Annotated in this window: 15 protein-coding genes and 1 riboswitch; of the genes, 4 read left to right on the top strand and 11 right to left on the bottom strand. The window is 39.0% G+C overall.

What is annotated here, in order from left to right:
• Positions 1-86 precede the first annotated feature (86 nt).
• The 3 genes from B4A24_RS01810 to B4A24_RS01820 form a co-directional block, all read right to left on the bottom strand.
• On the bottom strand, positions 87-1,043 hold the full coding sequence (locus tag B4A24_RS01810) for a methylenetetrahydrofolate reductase (protein ID WP_288808131.1): 957 nt from the start codon (positions 1,041-1,043) through the stop codon (positions 87-89).
• Positions 1,044-1,114: 71 nt separating this feature from the next.
• Positions 1,115-1,217, bottom strand: a riboswitch (SAM riboswitch).
• Between the two features lie 573 nt (positions 1,218-1,790).
• Positions 1,791-2,315, bottom strand: coding sequence for a ribosome maturation factor RimM (rimM, locus tag B4A24_RS01815; protein ID WP_293941934.1), 525 nt, complete (start codon positions 2,313-2,315; stop codon positions 1,791-1,793).
• A 222-nt stretch (positions 2,316-2,537) separates the two neighbouring features.
• Positions 2,538-3,059, bottom strand: a complete 522-nt coding sequence (locus B4A24_RS01820; RefSeq protein WP_293941936.1) for a 30S ribosomal protein S16 — start codon at positions 3,057-3,059, stop codon at positions 2,538-2,540.
• A gap of 287 nt (positions 3,060-3,346) precedes the next feature.
• Here B4A24_RS01820 and B4A24_RS01825 point away from each other — a divergent pair, with 287 nt between their 5' ends.
• Together B4A24_RS01825 and B4A24_RS01830 are read left to right on the top strand one after the other, a co-directional pair.
• Positions 3,347-6,781: a UvrD-helicase domain-containing protein gene (locus B4A24_RS01825; RefSeq protein ID WP_293941938.1), complete on the top strand. Its 3,435-nt coding sequence runs from the start codon at positions 3,347-3,349 to the stop codon at positions 6,779-6,781.
• Positions 6,782-6,790: 9 nt separating this feature from the next.
• A complete protein-coding gene (locus tag B4A24_RS01830) occupies positions 6,791-9,676 on the top strand; it encodes a PD-(D/E)XK nuclease family protein (protein ID WP_293941941.1) in 2,886 nt (961 codons plus the stop codon).
• Between the two features lie 69 nt (positions 9,677-9,745).
• Here B4A24_RS01830 and B4A24_RS01835 read toward each other — a convergent pair whose 3' ends face one another.
• From B4A24_RS01835 to B4A24_RS01845, 3 genes are all read right to left on the bottom strand, one after another.
• Positions 9,746-10,615: a cupin-like domain-containing protein gene (locus B4A24_RS01835; protein WP_172396126.1), complete on the bottom strand. Its 870-nt coding sequence runs from the start codon at positions 10,613-10,615 to the stop codon at positions 9,746-9,748.
• Positions 10,616-11,056: 441 nt separating this feature from the next.
• The gene (locus tag B4A24_RS01840; RefSeq protein WP_172396125.1) at positions 11,057-11,827 is read right to left on the bottom strand and encodes a uroporphyrinogen-III synthase; all 771 of its coding nucleotides are present in this window, start codon (positions 11,825-11,827) and stop codon (positions 11,057-11,059) included.
• Positions 11,828-11,838: 11 nt separating this feature from the next.
• Positions 11,839-12,810: a DUF4271 domain-containing protein gene (locus tag B4A24_RS01845; RefSeq protein WP_293941946.1), complete on the bottom strand. Its 972-nt coding sequence runs from the start codon at positions 12,808-12,810 to the stop codon at positions 11,839-11,841.
• Positions 12,811-12,929: 119 nt separating this feature from the next.
• Here B4A24_RS01845 and B4A24_RS01850 point away from each other — a divergent pair, with 119 nt between their 5' ends.
• On the top strand, positions 12,930-13,496 hold the full coding sequence (locus tag B4A24_RS01850) for a DNA-3-methyladenine glycosylase I (RefSeq protein WP_293941949.1): 567 nt from the start codon (positions 12,930-12,932) through the stop codon (positions 13,494-13,496).
• Positions 13,497-13,679: 183 nt separating this feature from the next.
• Here B4A24_RS01850 and hpt read toward each other — a convergent pair whose 3' ends face one another.
• Positions 13,680-14,219: a hypoxanthine phosphoribosyltransferase gene (hpt, locus tag B4A24_RS01855; protein WP_293941952.1), complete on the bottom strand. Its 540-nt coding sequence runs from the start codon at positions 14,217-14,219 to the stop codon at positions 13,680-13,682.
• 216 nt (positions 14,220-14,435) lie between these two features.
• The gene (locus B4A24_RS01860; protein WP_293941955.1) at positions 14,436-16,631 is read right to left on the bottom strand and encodes a transglycosylase domain-containing protein; all 2,196 of its coding nucleotides are present in this window, start codon (positions 16,629-16,631) and stop codon (positions 14,436-14,438) included.
• A gap of 357 nt (positions 16,632-16,988) precedes the next feature.
• Here B4A24_RS01860 and B4A24_RS01865 point away from each other — a divergent pair, with 357 nt between their 5' ends.
• The gene (locus B4A24_RS01865; RefSeq protein ID WP_293941958.1) at positions 16,989-18,050 is read left to right on the top strand and encodes an Mrp/NBP35 family ATP-binding protein; all 1,062 of its coding nucleotides are present in this window, start codon (positions 16,989-16,991) and stop codon (positions 18,048-18,050) included.
• A 124-nt stretch (positions 18,051-18,174) separates the two neighbouring features.
• Here B4A24_RS01865 and B4A24_RS01870 read toward each other — a convergent pair whose 3' ends face one another.
• From B4A24_RS01870 to B4A24_RS01880, 3 genes are all read right to left on the bottom strand, one after another.
• Positions 18,175-18,942, bottom strand: coding sequence for an exodeoxyribonuclease III (locus B4A24_RS01870; protein WP_293941960.1), 768 nt, complete (start codon positions 18,940-18,942; stop codon positions 18,175-18,177).
• Positions 18,943-19,106: 164 nt separating this feature from the next.
• Positions 19,107-19,865: a peptidylprolyl isomerase gene (locus tag B4A24_RS01875; RefSeq protein WP_293941962.1), complete on the bottom strand. Its 759-nt coding sequence runs from the start codon at positions 19,863-19,865 to the stop codon at positions 19,107-19,109.
• Between the two features lie 3 nt (positions 19,866-19,868).
• Positions 19,869-20,216 (bottom strand): hypothetical protein, encoded by a 348-nt coding sequence (locus B4A24_RS01880; protein ID WP_172396117.1) that lies wholly within the window; start codon positions 20,214-20,216, stop codon positions 19,869-19,871.
• Positions 20,217-20,228: the final 12 nt, after the last annotated feature.

The raw sequence follows: 20,228 nt of genomic DNA on the forward strand, positions 1-20,228 counted from the left end.
AGGAATTCTTTCACATAGGTATAGACGTATTCCTATTATAGGTTCAAAAAAAAGCGAGGGACTCTTCCCTCGCTCTATTTATATTGTTAGGCTAATTTTTCAACGATTTTTTTCGTTGGCCCAGGATTACTCATGGTATAAAAATGTAGTACCGGTGCTCCAAATTTGATCAGCTCCTTACATTGTTGAACAAGCCATTCTTCACCTACTTGCCGCACATCAGCATTGGTTTTACATGCTGCTACAGCGTCACTTAATTCCTCCGGAATATCCAAGTGGAAAATTCTTGGCAATGTGACCAACTGTTTTTTTGTCGTCAATGGCTTGAGACCTGGGATAATAGGGACATGGATTCCACTGTCACGACATTTGGTCACAAATTCCTTATATTTTTCGACGTTAAAAAACATCTGAGTAACAATAAATTCAGCACCCATATCGACTTTCTGCTTCAGGTATTTGAAGTCGGTATTGAAATTAGGAGATTCAAAATGCTTCTCAGGATATCCGGCAACGCCGATACAAAAGTCGGTTTTTTCAGATGTAATAATATCTTCGTGAAGATACTTCCCCTTATTCATATCAGCAACCTGTTCCAATAAATCTGTTGCAAACGCATGCCCACCATCAGTTGGAATAAAGTCGGCATCTCCTTTGCGCGCATCGCCCCGTAAGACCAATACATTATCGATACCGAGGAAGTTTAAGTCAATCAAAGCATTTTCAGTTTCCTCTTTTGTAAAGCCACCACATATCAGATGAGGAACCGCATCCACTTTATATTTATTCATGATAGCAGCGCATATCGCCACTGTTCCTGGTCGCTTGCGGTAGGATACACGCTCTAACAGTCCGCTAGCATGTTCTTTATAGATGTAATCTTCACGATGATAGGTTACATCTATAAACGGTGGCTTAAATTCCATCAGTTCATCCATTGTTTTAAAAATACTTTGGATGCCTTGTCCCTTTGCAGGAGGCAATAGCTCAAAAGAAAACAATGTTTTTCCTTTAGCGTTCTGGATATGGTCGGTAATCTTCATTAAAAAACTGTTTTAAGTTTGGGTTGGCTTACATCGAAACGCACAAATCGAGGATATGTCTATCGGCATGTAACTTATCTTTCCCACATGGAGCAGGGTAGAATTTAGCACCTTGAACAATACAGGTTGCTAAGGCTTCATTGGGTCTAGTCCCTCGGCCTTTCTCTATAAGCGTTGCTAATATCGTTTTAAAAAACCAAACAACAAAAATATTTTTCGAAAATCTATAAATTATAGCAATAGCTGTCTTTATTCCAGATTGCCAAGCCAAATTATCCCAAATCCAATAATGAGTTACGCAAATTCTTCAAATAAAATGTAATTAATAACAGTCCGGTCACACTATACTTCTCCTTTTGCCCATATTTAAAGCCATCCAGTAAATATTTTGGGCTACCAATGCGTCTTTTTCATTGTAAAACAACTCTTTCCAGGAGGCCGGAACATCTTCCCGCTACTTTAATATAATTCCATTTGGCCATAGGTAATCGGTGACTCAACGCCACCTATCGTATAATCATTATGAACAATAATATCCAAGTCGAGTTTCCCTTTTTGATCATCTATAAGCTCAAGTTTAATTCCATTAAATCTGTATTTACCATACAGTAGGATATCGTCTATTGCGAGGACAAAATACGCTTTATCCTGAAGGGAGAGAAGGGAATTGAATATTTGTACGGATCAGGAAGCACTATTTATCATCCCGATTTATATAAAGGGATTTAGTATCTAAGACGACTTTTCCTATTCTTTATAAAGATCGACTAGCCCTTCGGGTAATGCGACTTCAATAACCTCTTCTTCACCATCTATTCCTAAGATTAAATCATCCGATAATGGAAACATCAACTCTTTGCCGCCCATATCAACTGTAGCCACGAATTGCTGTGGAAATTCTTGTACATCAGTAATTTCCCCTAATTCACCATGATTTTCATCAACCACCAAAAAGCCGATTAAATCTGTATATCTAAAATCATCTGGATCCCGTTCTGGCATTTTATCATTAGGAAGATAAACTTTCTTGCGGACAAGTGCCTGTGCCTTGTCGATGTGATCGACATCTTCAAATGTCACATAGGCCGTACTATTTTTCTGTAGTTTTATAGCATCGATAAAATAAGGCACAAGTTTTTTGTTGACCTCCAAAAAAACGACATCCATATCCAGGCTTTCGTAGTCTTCAAATTCGAAAAACAGCTGCATTTCGCCTTTAAGACCTCTCGTTTTGCTGATATAGCCTATATAAAAACTTTGATCGATAGTCATTTGGTAGTATTGAGATATTAGTATTGAGATACTTTTCTTATCAGCTTCCGCTTAATATTCAGCATCTATTTAATGTTCAACTTTTTGTATGAAGAGATGATGGTATGACCTGCTTCCGATTTCAAAGTAGACCAATCCGCATCACATTTTAACACATAAAATATTTTATTAAAAAAGCCGGCTCAAGATTGAGTCGGCTTTCTCGAATACTTTATGAAAGAATTAACCTTCAGTTTCTTCTGATGCAGGAGCCTCAGTCTCTTCAGCAGCAGGTTCTTCTGCTACGGGAGCATTTTTAGCAGCTACAGCAGCAGCTTTTTCTTCTTTTTTCTTCGCTTCAGCAGCTAAAGCAGCTTTTTTAGCATCAGCTTGAGATTGAGCTAAACCATCTTTTTTACCAGAGATTCTAGCTTCTTGAGCTTCAGTCCAAGCAGTGAATTTAGCTTCAGCAGCAGTTTCGTCAAAAGCACCTTTTTTCACACCACCTTGTAAGTGTTTTTTGTAAAGAACACCTTTGTAAGAAAGGATAGCGCGAGCTGTGTCAGTAGGTTGAGCACCTTTATTCATCCAATCCAAAGCTTTTTCAAAATCCAAAACGATAGTTGCAGGATTTGTGTTTGGGTTGTAAGAACCAATACGTTCGATGAATTTACCATCACGTGGAGCGCGAGAATCCGCTACGACTACGTGGTAAAAAGGACGTCCTTTTTTACCATGTCTTTGCAATCTGATTTTAGTTGCCATTTCTTAATTTTATTTTATGTATTCAACATATCCCCCGAGCTTCATACTAGAGGGGATGCAAAGATAAACATAAAAAAAGGAAAAACGAAAACAAAAACAGCTAAATTTCAGAATACCAAAGCACTAAGTTTCTTCCTCAGAAATACCCATATACCGACCACCCTACTTTAGAGCCAATTCGCAAATAGTAAGCTATCTTTCCAAAAAGGTATTACAAAATTAAAAATTGCAAATACGTCATCAACTGACAATCTTATTGTTCAAATTAAGCAAGTTCAAGTCAAGTAATGATACTCCAGCCGGATACACATAACAAATTGCTTTTCTCCAAAGCATTTGCCAATTCACATTTTACTTTCTACCTTCATTCCATGAAATCTGTTGCGCCATTAAAAATACTTAAAGCTTCGGCCGGTTCCGGGAAAACATTTAGCCTAACACTGCACTATCTAACCTTACTGCTGTCCAATGAAAATAGCTACAAGGAGATACTGGCCGTAACATTTACCAACAAGGCTACCGCCGAAATGAAAGAGCGCATACTATCAGTACTCCACGGTCTAGCTATTGGGGATCCCAGTCCAAAAATCGAAGATTTTAGAAAATTATTGCTGCTACAACAGCTCGATTGGACGCCTTATCTGATTCAAGAAAAATCACATCGTGTATACCGTCGGATCTTACACGATTATAGCCATTTTACCATCAGTACAATTGATGGTTTTTCTCAAAAAGTCATCCGAGCATTCACTTATGAACTCAATTTGGATGCGGCTTACAAGATTGAAATGAATGTCAATAAAGTAAAAAATGATTTGACCGTCATGCTCAATCAGCTACTGGACGAACGCCCTGATCTGCTTGACTGGATCATCGCCTATGCTGAGAAAAAAATAGCCAAAAATGAAAACTGGAACTATCGACAACAATTGATGGGCCTCGCCAACCTTATTTTCTCTGAAAATTTCCAGGAATTTGACAGTTATATTAATTCAGCCAATCCCAAAGAGGTATTTAATCTTCTGAATCAGGAGATCGAGCAAAAAATAAATGCCTTTACGGAAGCACTTTCCCTGACCATCGAAACTTTTAGTGAAGCATTCAAGAAATTCAACATTGCCGAACATGAGCTCAAAGGAAAATCCCGCAACAAGATTATTTCCGCCAGCAAAACCAGCAAAAAGACGGACAAGTTAAGTTCTTCCGATATAGCCAAAATACTTGACAAATATGTACAATTAATAGACAATGAAGACGCATTTACCGACAGCAATAAAAATATACGCTATGATCTTCTTTCGGCACTAACGCCCATCCTTCTATCTTTTCAGACGCTACAGGAGAATCTACCAGCCTATATCGCTTATCAGGCTGTACAAAACAATCTCTATTACTTACGCTTGCTCAAAGAAATGAGCGACTTGCTTACCCAATGGCGTAAGGAAAACGGTGCTCAGTTAATCTCCGATTCCCAGATCTTACTAAATAAGCTCGGCATTGATGAGAATAGTGATCCGACATTCATCTGGGAAAAAATAGGCAATCGCTTCAATTATTTTTTATTCGACGAATTTCAGGACACTTCGCGGATTCAATGGAAAAACTATAGCCCACTACTGATCAATGCGCTGGCAGATGCCGAAGGAACACTAAGTGAACATCTGATTGTCGGGGATGTCAAGCAAAGCATATACCGTTGGCGGAACGGAGATTGGCGCATATTGCTCCAACAAGTTGAACAACAAATTGGCCATGCATTCCATCTGGATGAAACGGCTAAAACGACCTTTATCGAAAATGGAAGCCTTGACACTAATTATCGAAGTCTCCCAAATATCATCCAGCTAAACAACTACCTTTTTAACAGTATTCCCCAACATTTGCAAGAGGTTCTCAATGAAAAGGTAGATGAAAACTTAGATGAAGATGGAAAACGTTGGTGGGCTGCTTCCGGCAATAATACGATGCTTATAAAAGCTTATGAGAACAGTCAGCAGGAGGTCCCTGCACATAAAAAGGATAATCCCAATAAATTAGGCTCGATTGAGATTTCGTACATCCCAGTTTCAGATGGACGCTATAGAAGAAATCAGGTCATTGAGGAATCTCTCTTAAGGCTATGCGGAAAGATAGGCGAATGGTTTCGTACAGGCCGATATCATGCCAAACAAATAGGTATCCTTGTGCGTAGTAATGCGCAGGCTAAATTAGTCATCCAAAAACTAATGGATTTCAAAAAAGAGCAAAATCTTAGTTTTGAGGTTATCTCTGGAGATGCGCTATCACTAGCGAGCAACGATGCCGTACTCTTGCTAATAGAAACATTAAAAGCACTTGTATACAATTCGGATAAACATAACATCCATAAGGCAAAAATGGTCTATCTCTATCAGACCATACAGAAAAATATAGTTAGTCAAAATGCTTGGTTAAAATTTGCTTCGAACGACATTCATGCGCTGAAAGATTCTCTTCCCCAAGCCTTGATCGACTCCTGGGAGGCCTGGCAGAAACAGCCATTAGTTCATTTGATCGAAAAACTCATCGAGATCTATGGCTTCACGACAGAACACAACATCCATCTGCCTTACCTGCTGGCTTTCAAAGATATGATTTCGGCTTTTTCGACCAACGGTGAACGTGGAATAATTCAGTTCCTGGAATTTTGGGAAGAAGATGGCAATCGGGCTGTATTGCCCTCCAACGGCGAAATCAATGCGATTGAGGTAACGACAATTCATAAATCAAAAGGTCTTGCTTATGATGTTGTCATGCTCCCCTTCTGTTCATGGGATCTAGATGGCATGATCAATGGTGATTTCTGGATCGACACTTACGATACCCCATTTGCCCAATTGGGAAAAATTCCCATAAAATATACAACGACAGTTGGAAAATCAGTATTCTTCAAACAATATTTTGAAGAAATGCTGTTCAATTACATGGATGCATTGAATACATTCTATGTGGCAACAACACGTGCTATCGAACATCTCTATATCACCGCTCCTTCATTTAAAGAGTCAGTCGACAAAAAAACCGGCGAAATAACAGGCCATGATATCAAGAATGAATATATAAGCGATATACTCTATCAGGTCTTAGATGCTCCTACTTCCCCATTTATACTTGAAAACACCCACATACAAGTCGATCAGACCATCGAACGAAAAGATCAGCAAATCCAAACGGACAATATCATTTCACTTAGCCATTACCCGATTTCTAAGGAGCTGGAGATGGCTTTGGAGAAGGCCAGCACACGCACGATCAACGATATTATGATGCTGGAAAAAGCCGCACAATATGGAATCTTGGCTCATGAAATCATGTCTCAGATCGCTAACGAAAAAGATATTGCCAGGTTAGTACGTCAGCTGATTCACGAAGGCATACTCACAAAAGAAGAGGAGCCTTTCCTGATGCAGGAAATCAATCAGATCTGGAATCATCCTATCATCAATCAGTGGCTTACCGGTAAATATAAAATCTGGAATGAAGCCAGTATCATTACTGCTAAAGGGGAAACCATCCGTCCCGATAAGGTATTTACCTCTCAAGAAGAGACAATTGTACTGGATTTCAAATTTACACAAACCGATTACATCGGACATAAATATCAGGTCGACAATTACAAAAAAAACTTAGAGAACCTAGGCTATAATAATGTTAGGGCCTATCTCTATTATGCCAAGTCAAATCAATTAATTGAAGTAAAATAAAGAATCACGATGCAGACAGCTTTTTTAAAATTAGTAGCAGCAGATATTCAACAACGTTTTGGTAACGATTTGAGTGAGATTGCCATCGTGTTTAACAATAAACGCCCGATTACATACCTCAAAAAACATCTTGCCGATGTCTATGGACAGGCAATCTGGTCACCCCAATTTTTCACCATACAGGAATTCTTTAAACTATCAACCAGCGATGCAGAAGCCAGCACTCTCGGACAATTTTTTCAACTCTTTAAACTTCATAATGAACTTTTGGCTGTAGAGGGTAAGGAACCTGAAACGTTAGAAGAGTTTTACCCTGTTGCCGAGATTATATTAAGTGACTTCGGACAATTGGATTATGATCTGGTTCCCATCGATCAGATCTACATGGAACTTTATGATAACACCAAAATTGATATAGCTTTCCAGCATCTCACACAAGAACAGCAAGGATTTATCCGCCAGTTTTGGCAATCCTTTTCCATCGCTGGCCATAGCGGGGTCCAGGAGCGCTTTTTACAGTTATGGAAGAGACTTCCGATATTATACACGAGATTTAAGGAAACGCTTAAAGCCGCGGGCCAAACTAATTATCCAACGATTTATCGTGATCTGGTTGAAGGCGGGGCTACCTATCCAAATTTTACTTCATCCTTTCAACAAATTCTATTCGTAGGTTTCAATGCTTTAAATAGAGCCGAGGCTAAATTATTCCGTCAGTGGCAGGAAGAAGAACGGGCGCTGTTTTACTTCGATGCAGATGCCTATTACCTGGAGGACAATATGCAAGAAGCGGGGCTGTTTATTCGCCGCAATATTTTTCAGACTGGGCTTGTAAACGCGCTTGGCGATAGCCCTAACATTATCGGCAATAGGACATCAACGGTCAACCTGTATGCGAGTACAGGAAAAATAAGCCAGACAAAATTACTTTACGACATTCTGGAAAGGCAGAATACGACAGATCAAACGTCAGCGATTTTATTAGCGGATGAGAACCTATTGGTTCCTTTGTTGCAAAGTCTTCCTGACGTTAACCCCAATATCACAACTGGATATCCCTTGACCCAATCCCCTATTTATGGGCTATTGGACCTGTGGATGGAAGTGCATTTGGAAATATCACAGTTAAAGAGACGCAAGCTATCCTACCAGACTATTGAGACCTTCATCAATCATCCCCTGACACAGGTCTCCCTAGAAGACAAATTGCAAATTCAGAAAGAGATTGCTGATAAGCAATTATTTGAAATCGCATTAGAAGAGCTGCATTTCAAAAGTTCCCTGCCTCAGTTTTTCGTTCCGATTGAGCATGCTGCTCAATTAATACCTTCGCTCATCACCATCGTTGATGACTTACTGCACAGTATCTCCTCGTATGAACGCATCCGTCAGATTGACAACAATCTACTGGTAGAAACCAAGAAAACACTCAACCAGTTGTTACTGGGATTTGAGACCGTTGCTCCATTGAGCATCAGCTTCCAGATCGGTTTGATCAAGAAAGCCATATCGCCTATCAATTCGGCGATAGAAGGAAATCCACTAGAAGGGATCCAGATTATGGGACTTTTGGAAAGTCGCTGTTTGAATTTTGATAACGTGTATATTCTTGGGGCAAACGAAGGCATCTTACCCAAAACATCCAATTCCCCAACCTTTATCCCCAATAGTCTCCGGAGAGCTTACGGACTCCCAATATTGGAAAACCAAGATGCACTATCCGCATACTTGTTTTATAGACATTTTCAATACAGCGAAGGGATCCATATTTTTTACAATGGACTGGTGGACGAAAGTTCAACAGGAGAAGAAAGTCGCTTCATCAAACAGCTGGAGTTTGAAAGCAAGTTTAATTTTGAACGGAAAATTCAACAACAAACAATCCAGTTTGCCGACAAAAGCACGGAAATTATTATCGAAAAGCAAGGCGAAGTCTGGACCAAGATGTATCAGGACTTTATTGTCGATCAAAAAAGAATATCAGCAACGGCACTGACAACTTATCTACAATCTCCGCTGCAATTCTTCCTCAAACATATTGCAAATATCAAAGAGCCGCCCGCTATTTCACAGGAATTTGAGATGAATAAATTGGGGACGGTTATTCACAATGTTATGGAAAAGATTTTTCTGCCATTCAAGGGCCAGCAAAAATTTACACCAACAAATATCTTGCAGCAGCAATTCAATCAGATCGAATCCTACATTATCCGGGAGATAGGTTTTCAATATCAGGTGGAATTAAACTCCACAGGCGATTTAAATAGCCTCCAACGCATCATGCTGAAGATCGCCTGTGAATATGTCAAAATGTACCTTGAATATGATATAGCCAATTATAAAGCTTTTCGGATTATAGAGCTGGAAAACGATACAGACTATACGCTTCCATTTACCATTGAAATTAATGGTAAAGAAGAGCAAGTTACTTTATACGGCATCATTGACCGTGTTGACGAAGTTATCACGCACGACGATCGGATCATCAGTCGGATTGTCGATTATAAAACAGGAGGTGATTCTGTTATCTTTAAAGAAATGGATCAGGTTTTTGCTCCCAATACCGAGAATAAAGCACTGATACAAACACTTTTCTATGCCTATGTATTTGAGCAAAAGACTGGACGAAAACAGCTGGAACCACACCTATATGTTGCTCGTAAAATGCGTGAGGAAGGAACGCTGTTTAATGGAAAAGAAGGGGTATTAACCGCGGACTTTTTGGCCTTCCAGAAAGAGAATTTTGTTAAATTTTTAAGGAATATACTAAGTGAAATTTTCAATCAAGAAGTTTCCTTTAGACATAATCCAGATGCAACCATTTATCCTAGTGACCCTTATACTCTGTTTTATAGAGAAGCTAGCAAATGGACGGAAAATGAAGAGTCAGTATAGGGAAGACCTTCATCCCGTTAGCTCAGTGCTTAAAAAAATAAGGGGACATTCATGAATGTCCCCTTATTTTTAGCGTTTATTTTTTTTAATCGCATTATTCGCGCGTCGCTTGGCCGTATTTATCTTGTAATGGAACCAATGATTCTTAAAGATCTTGCGCATTGTATTATCAAAATGTCTTGTTATAAAAAGGTTACGTGCCCCCTTTAATTTTTCACTGATCGAATTCGCCAGCGCCCTTACTGAAATAGAATATCCTTCCGTCTCATATTGTATGTAGTGCCACCAGCCGGCAGGCATATAGAGTGTTTCTCCTGGGTGAATTACAGCTTCGTACCCCTCCAGATATTCTATTCCTGGAAATTCCTCTACGTTACTATATTTTGGATTAGCGATGCTATGGAAGTTGTACGGTAACTTATACATCAGATCAGATTGATCATTTGGAAAAAGCCAAATACGCTTAAGCCCCTGAAATTGTGAAATGAATACATGAGACATATCGATATCAAAATGATTCCGTGTACTTGATCCTTCACCACCAAAAAACATAAATGGCAACCACTGCAACACTTTCCCTCCAGTCACATCATTATAGATAACATCCTGCTTCAATTCAGGACGTATCTTAAGCAGATTGAACAGAAATAACCGCAACTCGGTAGGTTCTTTGGTAATGAGATCCAAATATTCCGCAAATGTCATTTGCCCCACAGGAGCACTGGCAGCACGATCCATAGAATCTTCTTCTTTTCCATAGACATCGATCTTAATATCTCCGGCTATTTCCTTAAAGTAATCATAACTCCATTTCTTCCATGCAGGACTATCAGCACTAATAAAATCTGTTATAATCACCGGAAACCCAGGTTTCAGATATTTTTTTAAAAAGTCTTCTGATCGAATGCCCGAAATTTTATCAACTTGCTTTAACTTCACGACTGACTAATTTTGCTTAATTACAAACATAAAAAATATTTCTACCAAATTTTAAAAATAACGCTTATACCTTATTTTTAATTGGAACAAATTACCCCAATACAATTTAATAGAAATATAATTAAAATCTAAATGACAACTGTCACTTTCATTACATTTACCCTACAACAATCCGGCCCTTTATTAAAGAGCCTCATTTTTACATTTGGGCTGCATCATCTTTGGCACCTATTCAGTTATCCGCAAATGACATATCTTCTTTCAAATCCTCATCACGTTTCGCTTACACTATAATATAAAAACTAGGCGAACACTTTTATTGCACTTGTATTATTATAGAGTAAGCCCGTATATAACTACGATACATTAACAGTATCCGTTAAACATATCCAACAAAAAAAGGGTTAAAAAACCCTTTATATAATTGACCTAAGATAGGTATTATTTATTCACTTTTTTGATGTATTCTTCTACCGCCATCGTCATGCTAGGTGCCTTTGGTGTAGGTGCAGGAATATCCAATATCAATCCATGCTCCAAAAGAGCCTGTTGTGTCGAAGCACCAAACGCGGCAATTCGAGTATTGTTTTGCTTAAAATCAGGGAAGTTATCATATAACGACTGAACACTGGAAGGACTAAAGAATACGATTACATCATAAAATACATCCTTCAGATCGCTTAGGTCACTTACCACAGTTCTAAAAAGAACCGCCGGAGTAAACTTATATCCGTTCTGCAGCAACCAATTCCTTGTTTCCTCATTGGCAACATCCGAGCAAGGAAAAAGGAAGTTTTCTGCCTTATGTTTTTTAAGCACTTCCTCTAAATCTTTAGCGGTTTGTTTACCAAAGAAAATTTTGCGTTTTCTGTATTGAATATATTTTTGAAGATAAAGAGCAATTGTCTCTGAAATACAGAAATATTTCATTTCCGCAGACACCTCAAACCGCATCTCCTCGCATATCCTAAAATAATGATCTACAGCATTTCTACTTGTAAATATTACCGCAGTGTGATCCGCTAAATTAACTTTATCCCTGCGCACATCTTTGGCAGGAACACCTTCTACGTGTATAAAACCTCGAAAGTCTAATTTTAACCCGTATTTTTTTGCTAAATCATAATAAGGGGACTTATCGTTTTCAGGTTTTGGTAAAGTCACCAGTACACTTTTTACCTTCTTTGCTCTTTCTACGTCTGAAGTTTGCATATTAACCAGTTTTAGCTCAATAATCTTAACAGTATTAATATTGGTGCTATTTCTAGGCAACAAAGGTACAAAATTAAATAGGAAATTGAAAATTTATACATTGACATAATATGAGCCGCTGTCTTGAGAAATCGATATAAGAATAACAACGCCGCTCCGATAATGGCCAAATGTAAAACGACACCAACAGTCGTCAACGGAACTAGGCTCAATATTAATAACACCGGGAGCATCAAAAATAATGTATTAAAATAAATCAGATATAACACCGTCACATATTCTTTGACAAGTTTCCTAATTTCAAAAACGAAAGACAAAAACCGGATAAAACCGATTTTAAAAGCAAATAGCCCACCAACCATTCCAACGGTTTTAATATAGTTGGGGAAGGTAATAAAATCAAAGCGGTTTAATTCATATGCATAAAATAGGCTGACAAATAACGCCATTGCGCCTGAAAACAATATAAATAGGAAAATGAACGGCCAGGAGGTTAAGATCGTATCTTCCTTACTAACGGACAAAAGCACCCGGTCATCAAAATAGCCCTGAAAAACCAATTTGATATCGGACGGAAAAAAGACACGAATTAGGCCAACGCCAAATATCAAAAAGAGCACAGTAAATAATATCCAATTCTCTCGATGTGGCTTAGGACTGCCATATTGCCGCTCCAAGGTCGTGTTACGCTGCTTTCCTTTGAAATATTGTTTTACATCATAATTATATATGTTGTGAATAACCAACCCCTCCGCTTCCACAGTAGCAATACGATATTGTTTTTGAAGTTCGGGATTCAATGATGCTAATACTTCTTGGTTCGACGACGACACAGAATCGCTCAAAACATGTATACTATCAGATACGGACACGCTACTTTGGGCAACCTGTCGCACTGTCCGGCGCTGTGCATTCAATTGTACTACCGAAAACACAAAGAGGATTACAAATACAATATAATATCTAAAGATGTTAACTTTCATTGAAATAAATTGTCCCTATCGGCCATCCAGAAATCACAAGCCGTTTGATTCGAAACTCTTTTTTATGGTCGTAAAGTTAGGATAAAAAGTTATATTGCATTCAAAAAATCTTATAGAACATGCCAAAAGAAATAATACGCTGTCAATGGTGCGGATCCGACGAACAGTATGTCGACTATCACGATAAAGAATGGGGGCGGCAGGTAAAAGATGATAAAACCTTATTCGAATTTTTGGTCCTGGAATCCGCACAAGCTGGTTTGAGTTGGATTACTATCCTCCGCCGAAGATCGGCCTACAAAGAAGCTTTTGCTAATTTTGATGTTGATCAAGTAGCCAACTATACAGCCGATGATGTAGAACTGCTTTTAAAAGACTCCGCGATTATTAAACATCGGAATAAAATCGAATCGACCATTTCGAATGCGATACTATTTAAAAAAGTCCAATCTGAATATGGCAGTTTTTTCAATTATCTGTATACATTTCTGCCAGAACAACAACCCGTAATCAACCACTGGCCAAGTTTACAGTACGTTCCAGCAACAACCGCGATTTCTGATCAAATAGCAAAGGACATGAAAAAAAGAGGATTTAAATTTTTTGGTTCTACCATTTGCTACGCTTATATGCAAGCGGTAGGCATGGTCAATGACCATATTGCGACTTGCTCCTTTAAATATTAGTACATATTAACAACTGCGAGGCCCACATCATGACGTTATGTAGGGCCTTGCCTATAGAACACTATCTGTCCCCACTACAAGCTCTCAACGATCTCGATACTTGAGTTATTTTTCAATAAAAACCCTAGTTAAGCCCTGAATTCACATGGCAGAAATTTCAAAACGAATAACCAATGTGCAGATCTAGACAGGGACATTCTTATAGATATCGGGAAGATTTCGGCATAGCCCATTATAATCCATTCCATAGCCTACCACAAACTCCTTGCTAATCTCAAAACCGACATACGTCAGTTCTTCAAAATGATATTGTAATGCTTCAGGCTTTACCAGCAGGGCACAAGCGATAACACTTGCCGGATTCAACCGCTTTACGGCATCTAAAGTATGTTTCAACGAGTGACCGGAATCTACAATATCTTCCACAATAATTACATCACGTCCTTCCAGATCAATACCCAACCCCAAAAGTTCATTTAATTCAGTTTGCCCTGTACCAATGTAGGAAGCTAATTTGATAAAAGACATCTCACAGGGAACGTCTATTTGTTTGAGCAAATCTGCCATAAACATAAAACATCCATTTAAAACACCTATAAAAACAGGCTGCTTATGCTCATAGCGTAGGCTGATATCTATGCCCATCAATCGAACCCTTTTTTGAATCTGTTCATCTTCAAAAAGTGGTTCAAAAAGCAATCCGTCAATTTCTATCTTTTTCATCTATTTAAATTATTATCCATCCGTCAATTTCCGCTTTACGGCGCTCATACAGCCATCTGCAGTTTCGATCGTGATGAAGCTATCCGATTTACCAATTCTCTGTATGACCGAATAAAATCATCATGGTTTCATCCCACGATGTTATCGTCAAACTCCGTCCTGTATTATTTCCGGGCACTTGCCATCCAGACCACTAACTAATCCAGGTCACTTTTGCTATTTTTTCGAACGCTGCGTCGGCTCGTCTTCCGTTTTTTCCTTTTCTTCTTTATTCCTGCCCAGGATCTTATCGAATATAGATCTCTTATGCTTATCCGGTTCGGCCGTTTCTTCATCCTGTTTATCAGGATTAGACATCTTTTTTATGGTTTTGGGAACAGTCAACCCCTCGATATTATCAGTAGACGGGCGACCCTCCAGATCGTCGAACAGCAACGGGTCATCGCCCATATCCAATGTATCTATCGAATCCACGACAGCAGGTCTGGCTGCACGTAGATGTGGTTGCAATACCACCTCATAAAAACCATAGGCCGATGTAGTTGAATCAATGCCAATTTGGCCTGTCTTGGTCATGATATGGCCATAGATATTAAAATACCGCAACATATTTCCTTTAAGATGCCCCGTCCAATCAAAAAAGTTCAGTCCTTTCTTCGGACGTGGTACGATACTCGATAAAAATATACTTTCCCCAAGTCCAAGTTGCGCCGGTGTTTTTCCAAAATAATAACGGGCAGCCTCTGTGATCCCATATACATTATTGCCCCATTCGATCACATTGAGATAAACCTCATACATACGCTTTTTACTCACTTGCTGCGATCGCTCCATCAACCAGACTAATAAAATTTCCTCCAATTTGCGGACCACAGTTTTGTTTCTGTTCAGAAATACATTTTTCACCAATTGCATGGATATCGTACTTGCGCCTCGCTTGAACCCTTTTTCTTTGATATTTGTAACGATGGAGAGTTTAAAGGCTTTCTCCTCAAAGCCTTTATGCTTAAAGAAAAATGGGTCTTCAGTATTGATCAAACTAATCTGCATATAACGGGAGATCTGATCTAATGGTGTAAAATTCGGATTTTGTGGGCCGACGACAATTTCGCGCATGGGTTTGCCATCCTCATAAGCGATATAAGTAAAGGGCGTATTTAACATCCCAATATTAGCTTCACCCCATTTAACCACCTGCAGATCTTTATCATCCATTCTAGAAGAGAAAAGAAGCTTATCCGGTCTTTTTAACTCCAGAGCGAAATTTAAATCATATTGAATATGGCCTTCAACCTGAATGCCATCCAAACCAGGAAATAATCCAACCGGCATAGCATCAAAAAAATCCTGCGCTTTTATTTTATCGGTGTGCACAGCCAGGAAAATCTCCTTTTCAGGTTTATGGACATATTTTAAGTAAGGCGAAAAAACAAAATCTTTTACTTGTACCGTACTTTCCTTACTAACTTCAATAGAAGAAGCTCCAATATTGAGTGCCCCCTGCATCGTCGCTTCTGGGAAAATAACATCTTTGCTGGAAATTCGCCAGTGGTTTACTTTCAGATTTTTAAATCCCCATTGTCCATGCAATTCCAACAATTCCTTATTGCGTCGATTGGCTTTATCCAATCGAAAGGATATCTCATCGAAGCTAACTGCCAGACCAAATTTACGCTGTAATAAAGGCAGATTTACTTCCTTTTTATCCGAAAAAAGACGTAGATCACATTCCTGATTATCCGAATCTATTGTCCCTGTTAGGTTCCAAGCAGCCTCATGATCGTTCAACAAAAATTTGGATTCCATATCACCACCATCAATGACAGCCGAAGGAATAACAATAAGCTGTGCCGTACTGTCATCTTTGTAGGAAAGCTCAAGATTTTTGAGATCCAGATCGTTCGGGATCTTAAAAAATACATTTTTCAGCAAGCGATCCGCCAAGGCTGCTAAATTCTGTTTTGGATTATCATTCTCGATCGTATCCTTCTTTTGTTTCTTAAACAAAAAATCATAGTTGCTAATCGAATCTTTCTTGACCAGTGATACGGTAGCATTATCCAGAATAACCTCCCCGAGTTTTACATCGCCGAATAAAAGTGGCCAGAGTTTAACAGATACGGTCAGGTCATTAATTTGTGCCAGTGGTTCCCTATTTTTAGGTAATAACTGTATATTTTTAAACTGCACTGCATTAATTCCCTGAAAAGCATAATATTGAATTTTTAAATCAATATCATACTTTTCCAGCAGTTTAGCTTTTGCCTTATTGATCGCTCCCATGAGCATCCCATCTCTCTTTTGATAAGCATAAGTACCTAACGCGATTACCAAAATTAAGAAAACAGCCAAAGTAATATAAAGCCATCGCCACTTGCGGGACTTCAGAGATGTTATAAATCGATTGGACATAATTACAATTTCATGCAAATCCATGCATATCAATAGTCAAACTTAGATAAATTTGCCTTTATATACAATTATAATTACACGCCCCCGGTTGACACACTTCCACCATAATACCAGTCACACCGAGTATCGATGGTGAGTCTTATTACTGGGTACAGCAGAAAACATCAAAAACCGGGTCGGCAACATGTTGTCCTCTGCAATAGGATTATTTTTTGATGTCCTTCGAAACCATAGAGATGTCCTAAATCCACTATAAAAGAAAGATACATGATCTCAATTCCATTAAAAACAAACAAATGACAGGAAATTGGTCGGCAATGAGTAGTTTTGTATTCCATGATTTCAAATGAATACTAGATGGTTACCAAAGAACAAATATTAAATGCATTATCGTATGTTGAAGAGCCCGATCTAAAAAAGGATCTTGTAACATTGAATATGATTCAAAATATTCAGATCGAAGACCAAAAAATTGCCTTCGATGTTGTATTGACCACGCCAGCCTGTCCATTAAAAGACCATATTGAGCATGCCTGCCGCAATGCTATAGCGCATTTTATTGACAAAAATCTTGAAGTTCAGATCAACATGACTTCCAATGTAATCGGTAAACAAGGGGCTCAGGTTTCGGGGATTAAAAACATCATTCTGGTGTCTTCGGGTAAAGGTGGTGTAGGGAAATCTACCGTCGCCGCAAACCTGGCTTTGGCACTTCATGCCAAAGGTGCAAAAACAGGCCTTTTGGACGCCGATATTTACGGTCCTTCACTACCAATTATGTTTGGATTAGAGGGAGCGAAACCTGGATCAGTCGAAATGCCGGATGGTCAGGTAAAAATTCAGCCTCTTGAAAAATTTGGTTTAAAACTACTTTCAATTGGTTTTTTTACGGATCCCAACCAACCCATTCCATGGCGTGGACCGATGACCACCTCTGCTATCAAACAGCTATTCAACGATGCCAATTGGGGCGAATTGGATTATCTCGTTGTTGACATGCCTCCAGGAACCGGAGATATCCATATCACAGTATCGCAAACTTTCCCAATAGCTGGGGCAGTCATCGTCACTACACCGCAACATGTAGCGTTGGCGGATGCCGTCAAAGGAATTGGTATGTTTTTAATGGATAGTATCAATATCCCACTTTTGGGCGTTGTCGAAAATATGGCTTACTTCACTCCAGCAGAACTGCCGGAAAACAAATATTATATCTTCGGCAAGGATGGAGGAAAACGTTTAGCTGAAGAATATCAGGTACCCTTCCTTGGCGAGATACCTTTACTAAAAGGTATTTCCGATGCTGGAGATAACGGTTTTCCCGTTGCAATAGATCAGGAAGACCCTGTAACAAAATCATTTCTAACAATTGCAGAGAAAGTTGCACAGCAACTTTCCATCATTCAAAGCAAGTCCTAAATACTTCATTTGAGGCATACAAGCGATACAGCATTGCAGATGACTGTCTTCAAATAAAATGTTCATAACTATAAAAAAGGCTTTCAGTTAATGAAAGCCTTTTTTATTAGAGATATATGGCTCGTTACACGTCCAATTCCAATAAAACTGGACAATGGTCCGAATGAACTGCATTCGCTAAAATTTGTGATGATTTGATCTGTGCTGTCAACGGTTTTGATACCATATTATAATCGATACGCCAACCCAGATTTCGGGCACGGGCACCTGCACGATAACTCCACCAGGTATAGTTATGCGGCTCCGGATTCAAGTGACGGAAAGAATCAATATATCCCGAATGAATGAAATTTTCCATCCATTCGCGTTCTTCAGGCAAGAATCCGGAAGAGTTCGCATTTGATTTAGGATTATGAATATCAATTGCACGATGACAGATATTATAATCTCCACAGACGACCAGATTCGGACGCTCTACCAGCAGCTTGTCACTATACAATTGAAAATCATCCAAAAAACGATATTTAAAATCTTGTCTTACATCCCCTGTTGTTCCAGAGGGAAAATAAGTACTCATCACTGAAACTTTATCAAAATCGGCCCGAATGATCCTTCCCTCAAAATCATAGTCTTCGTGACCACATCCATACTCGACATGTGTAGGCGTAATTTTAGTAAAAATAGCGACCCCACTATACCCCTTCTTTTGAGCTGGATACCAGTAATGTTCATATCCCATCTCTTCCAATAGAACGATTTCCGGGATTTGATCTGGAGTAGCTTTGATCTCCTGAAGACAGATGACATCAGCATCCACATTTTTTAGCCAGCCCAACCAATCTTTCTTTAAAGCAGCTCGCAAACCGTTCACATTATAGGTTACTATTTTCATTGTATAGATATGAGTATTGAGATATTAGATCTGAGACGTTAACTCCTAAAGCCTAGAACCTTACAACGTCTTACTATTTTTTTATTTTTGACTGTTACAGTCCCTTCACACGCTGACACGATAAATTTAAATCTTTCTGACAGCGAGATCCATTAATGGTAATTTTAATAATCTTTAGAAGAGAATAAATCACTTATCTTGGTAAAGAAGCCAGTCTGTGGCTTTAAACCTTTCAGTTCGCGCTCCAGATTAAGTGCCTCACGTCTGGTCAGTAGATGCATAGTCATTTTCTGGTCTACTTCCGGTCGGTCGTTCTTATCGGTTTTAACTGCCGCAATCTGGTCAATTACCTCTATTCCTTTTACTAATTCGCCAAATACAGTATAATTCCAGTCCAGATGTGGAGCACCACCAATTGTGGTATAAGCCTGCCGCTGGGTTTCAGAAAATTTCTTTCCATTCATCCGTGTCTGTTCAAGACGATTGAGATCTTCAGGAGTAAATACCTTACCCTGAACGAGGTAAAACTGCGATCCTGAAGATGCCTTCGCTGGATTGTTGTCCCGGGCAGCACCGATAGCACCTTTCTTATGAAAGAGTCCATCCGCTATTTCAGCAGGGATAGTATAGCCAGGTCCTCCATTACCTAATTGAGCCCCACCAACAGCATTTTTTGAGTCTGGGTCACCACCTTGGATCATAAAGTTTTGAATCACCCGATGAAACAATGTGCCATCATAGTATTTCGTTTTTGCCAGCTTCACAAAATTGTCCCGATGTTTTGGTGTCTCATTATATAATCGCAACACACAGGTTCCTTTATCTGTAATAATCTGAACATACTTATATTCCGGTTTGGCAGCAAATGCCATGACCTGCAAAAAGCAAAATATTGCTACTAAACAAACTTTTAAAAATCTCATGCGTTAGATGACGTTTAATTCTTCAAAATAATCAATAATCAAGGACTTCATGATAAGCTCTTGTTCCAATAACGTATAATTAGGAATAGGCTTGATCAATTCCCAGTGTGGCCAGCCTTCCTCATCCAATCCCTTTAGGCTATAAAAACCCATGGCACTGAATAGGCGGCATGTTGCAATATGCATCAATTCCTCCTTTTGCCGTTTCGAGAAGGTCTGCGGACCTTTCCCCAATTCCTGTACACCGATAAGGAATAAACATACCTTGATGTCAGGCTTTTCCATATCAAATAAAGAAGCAATTTCACCCTGTAGTATGCTCCACTTCTTATTTACTTCTGCTGCTTTCATTTTTTTCCTTTA

The organism is Sphingobacterium sp. UBA7249 (assembly GCF_002472835.1).
GTDB classification, from domain to species: Bacteria; Bacteroidota; Bacteroidia; order Sphingobacteriales; family Sphingobacteriaceae; genus Sphingobacterium; species Sphingobacterium prati.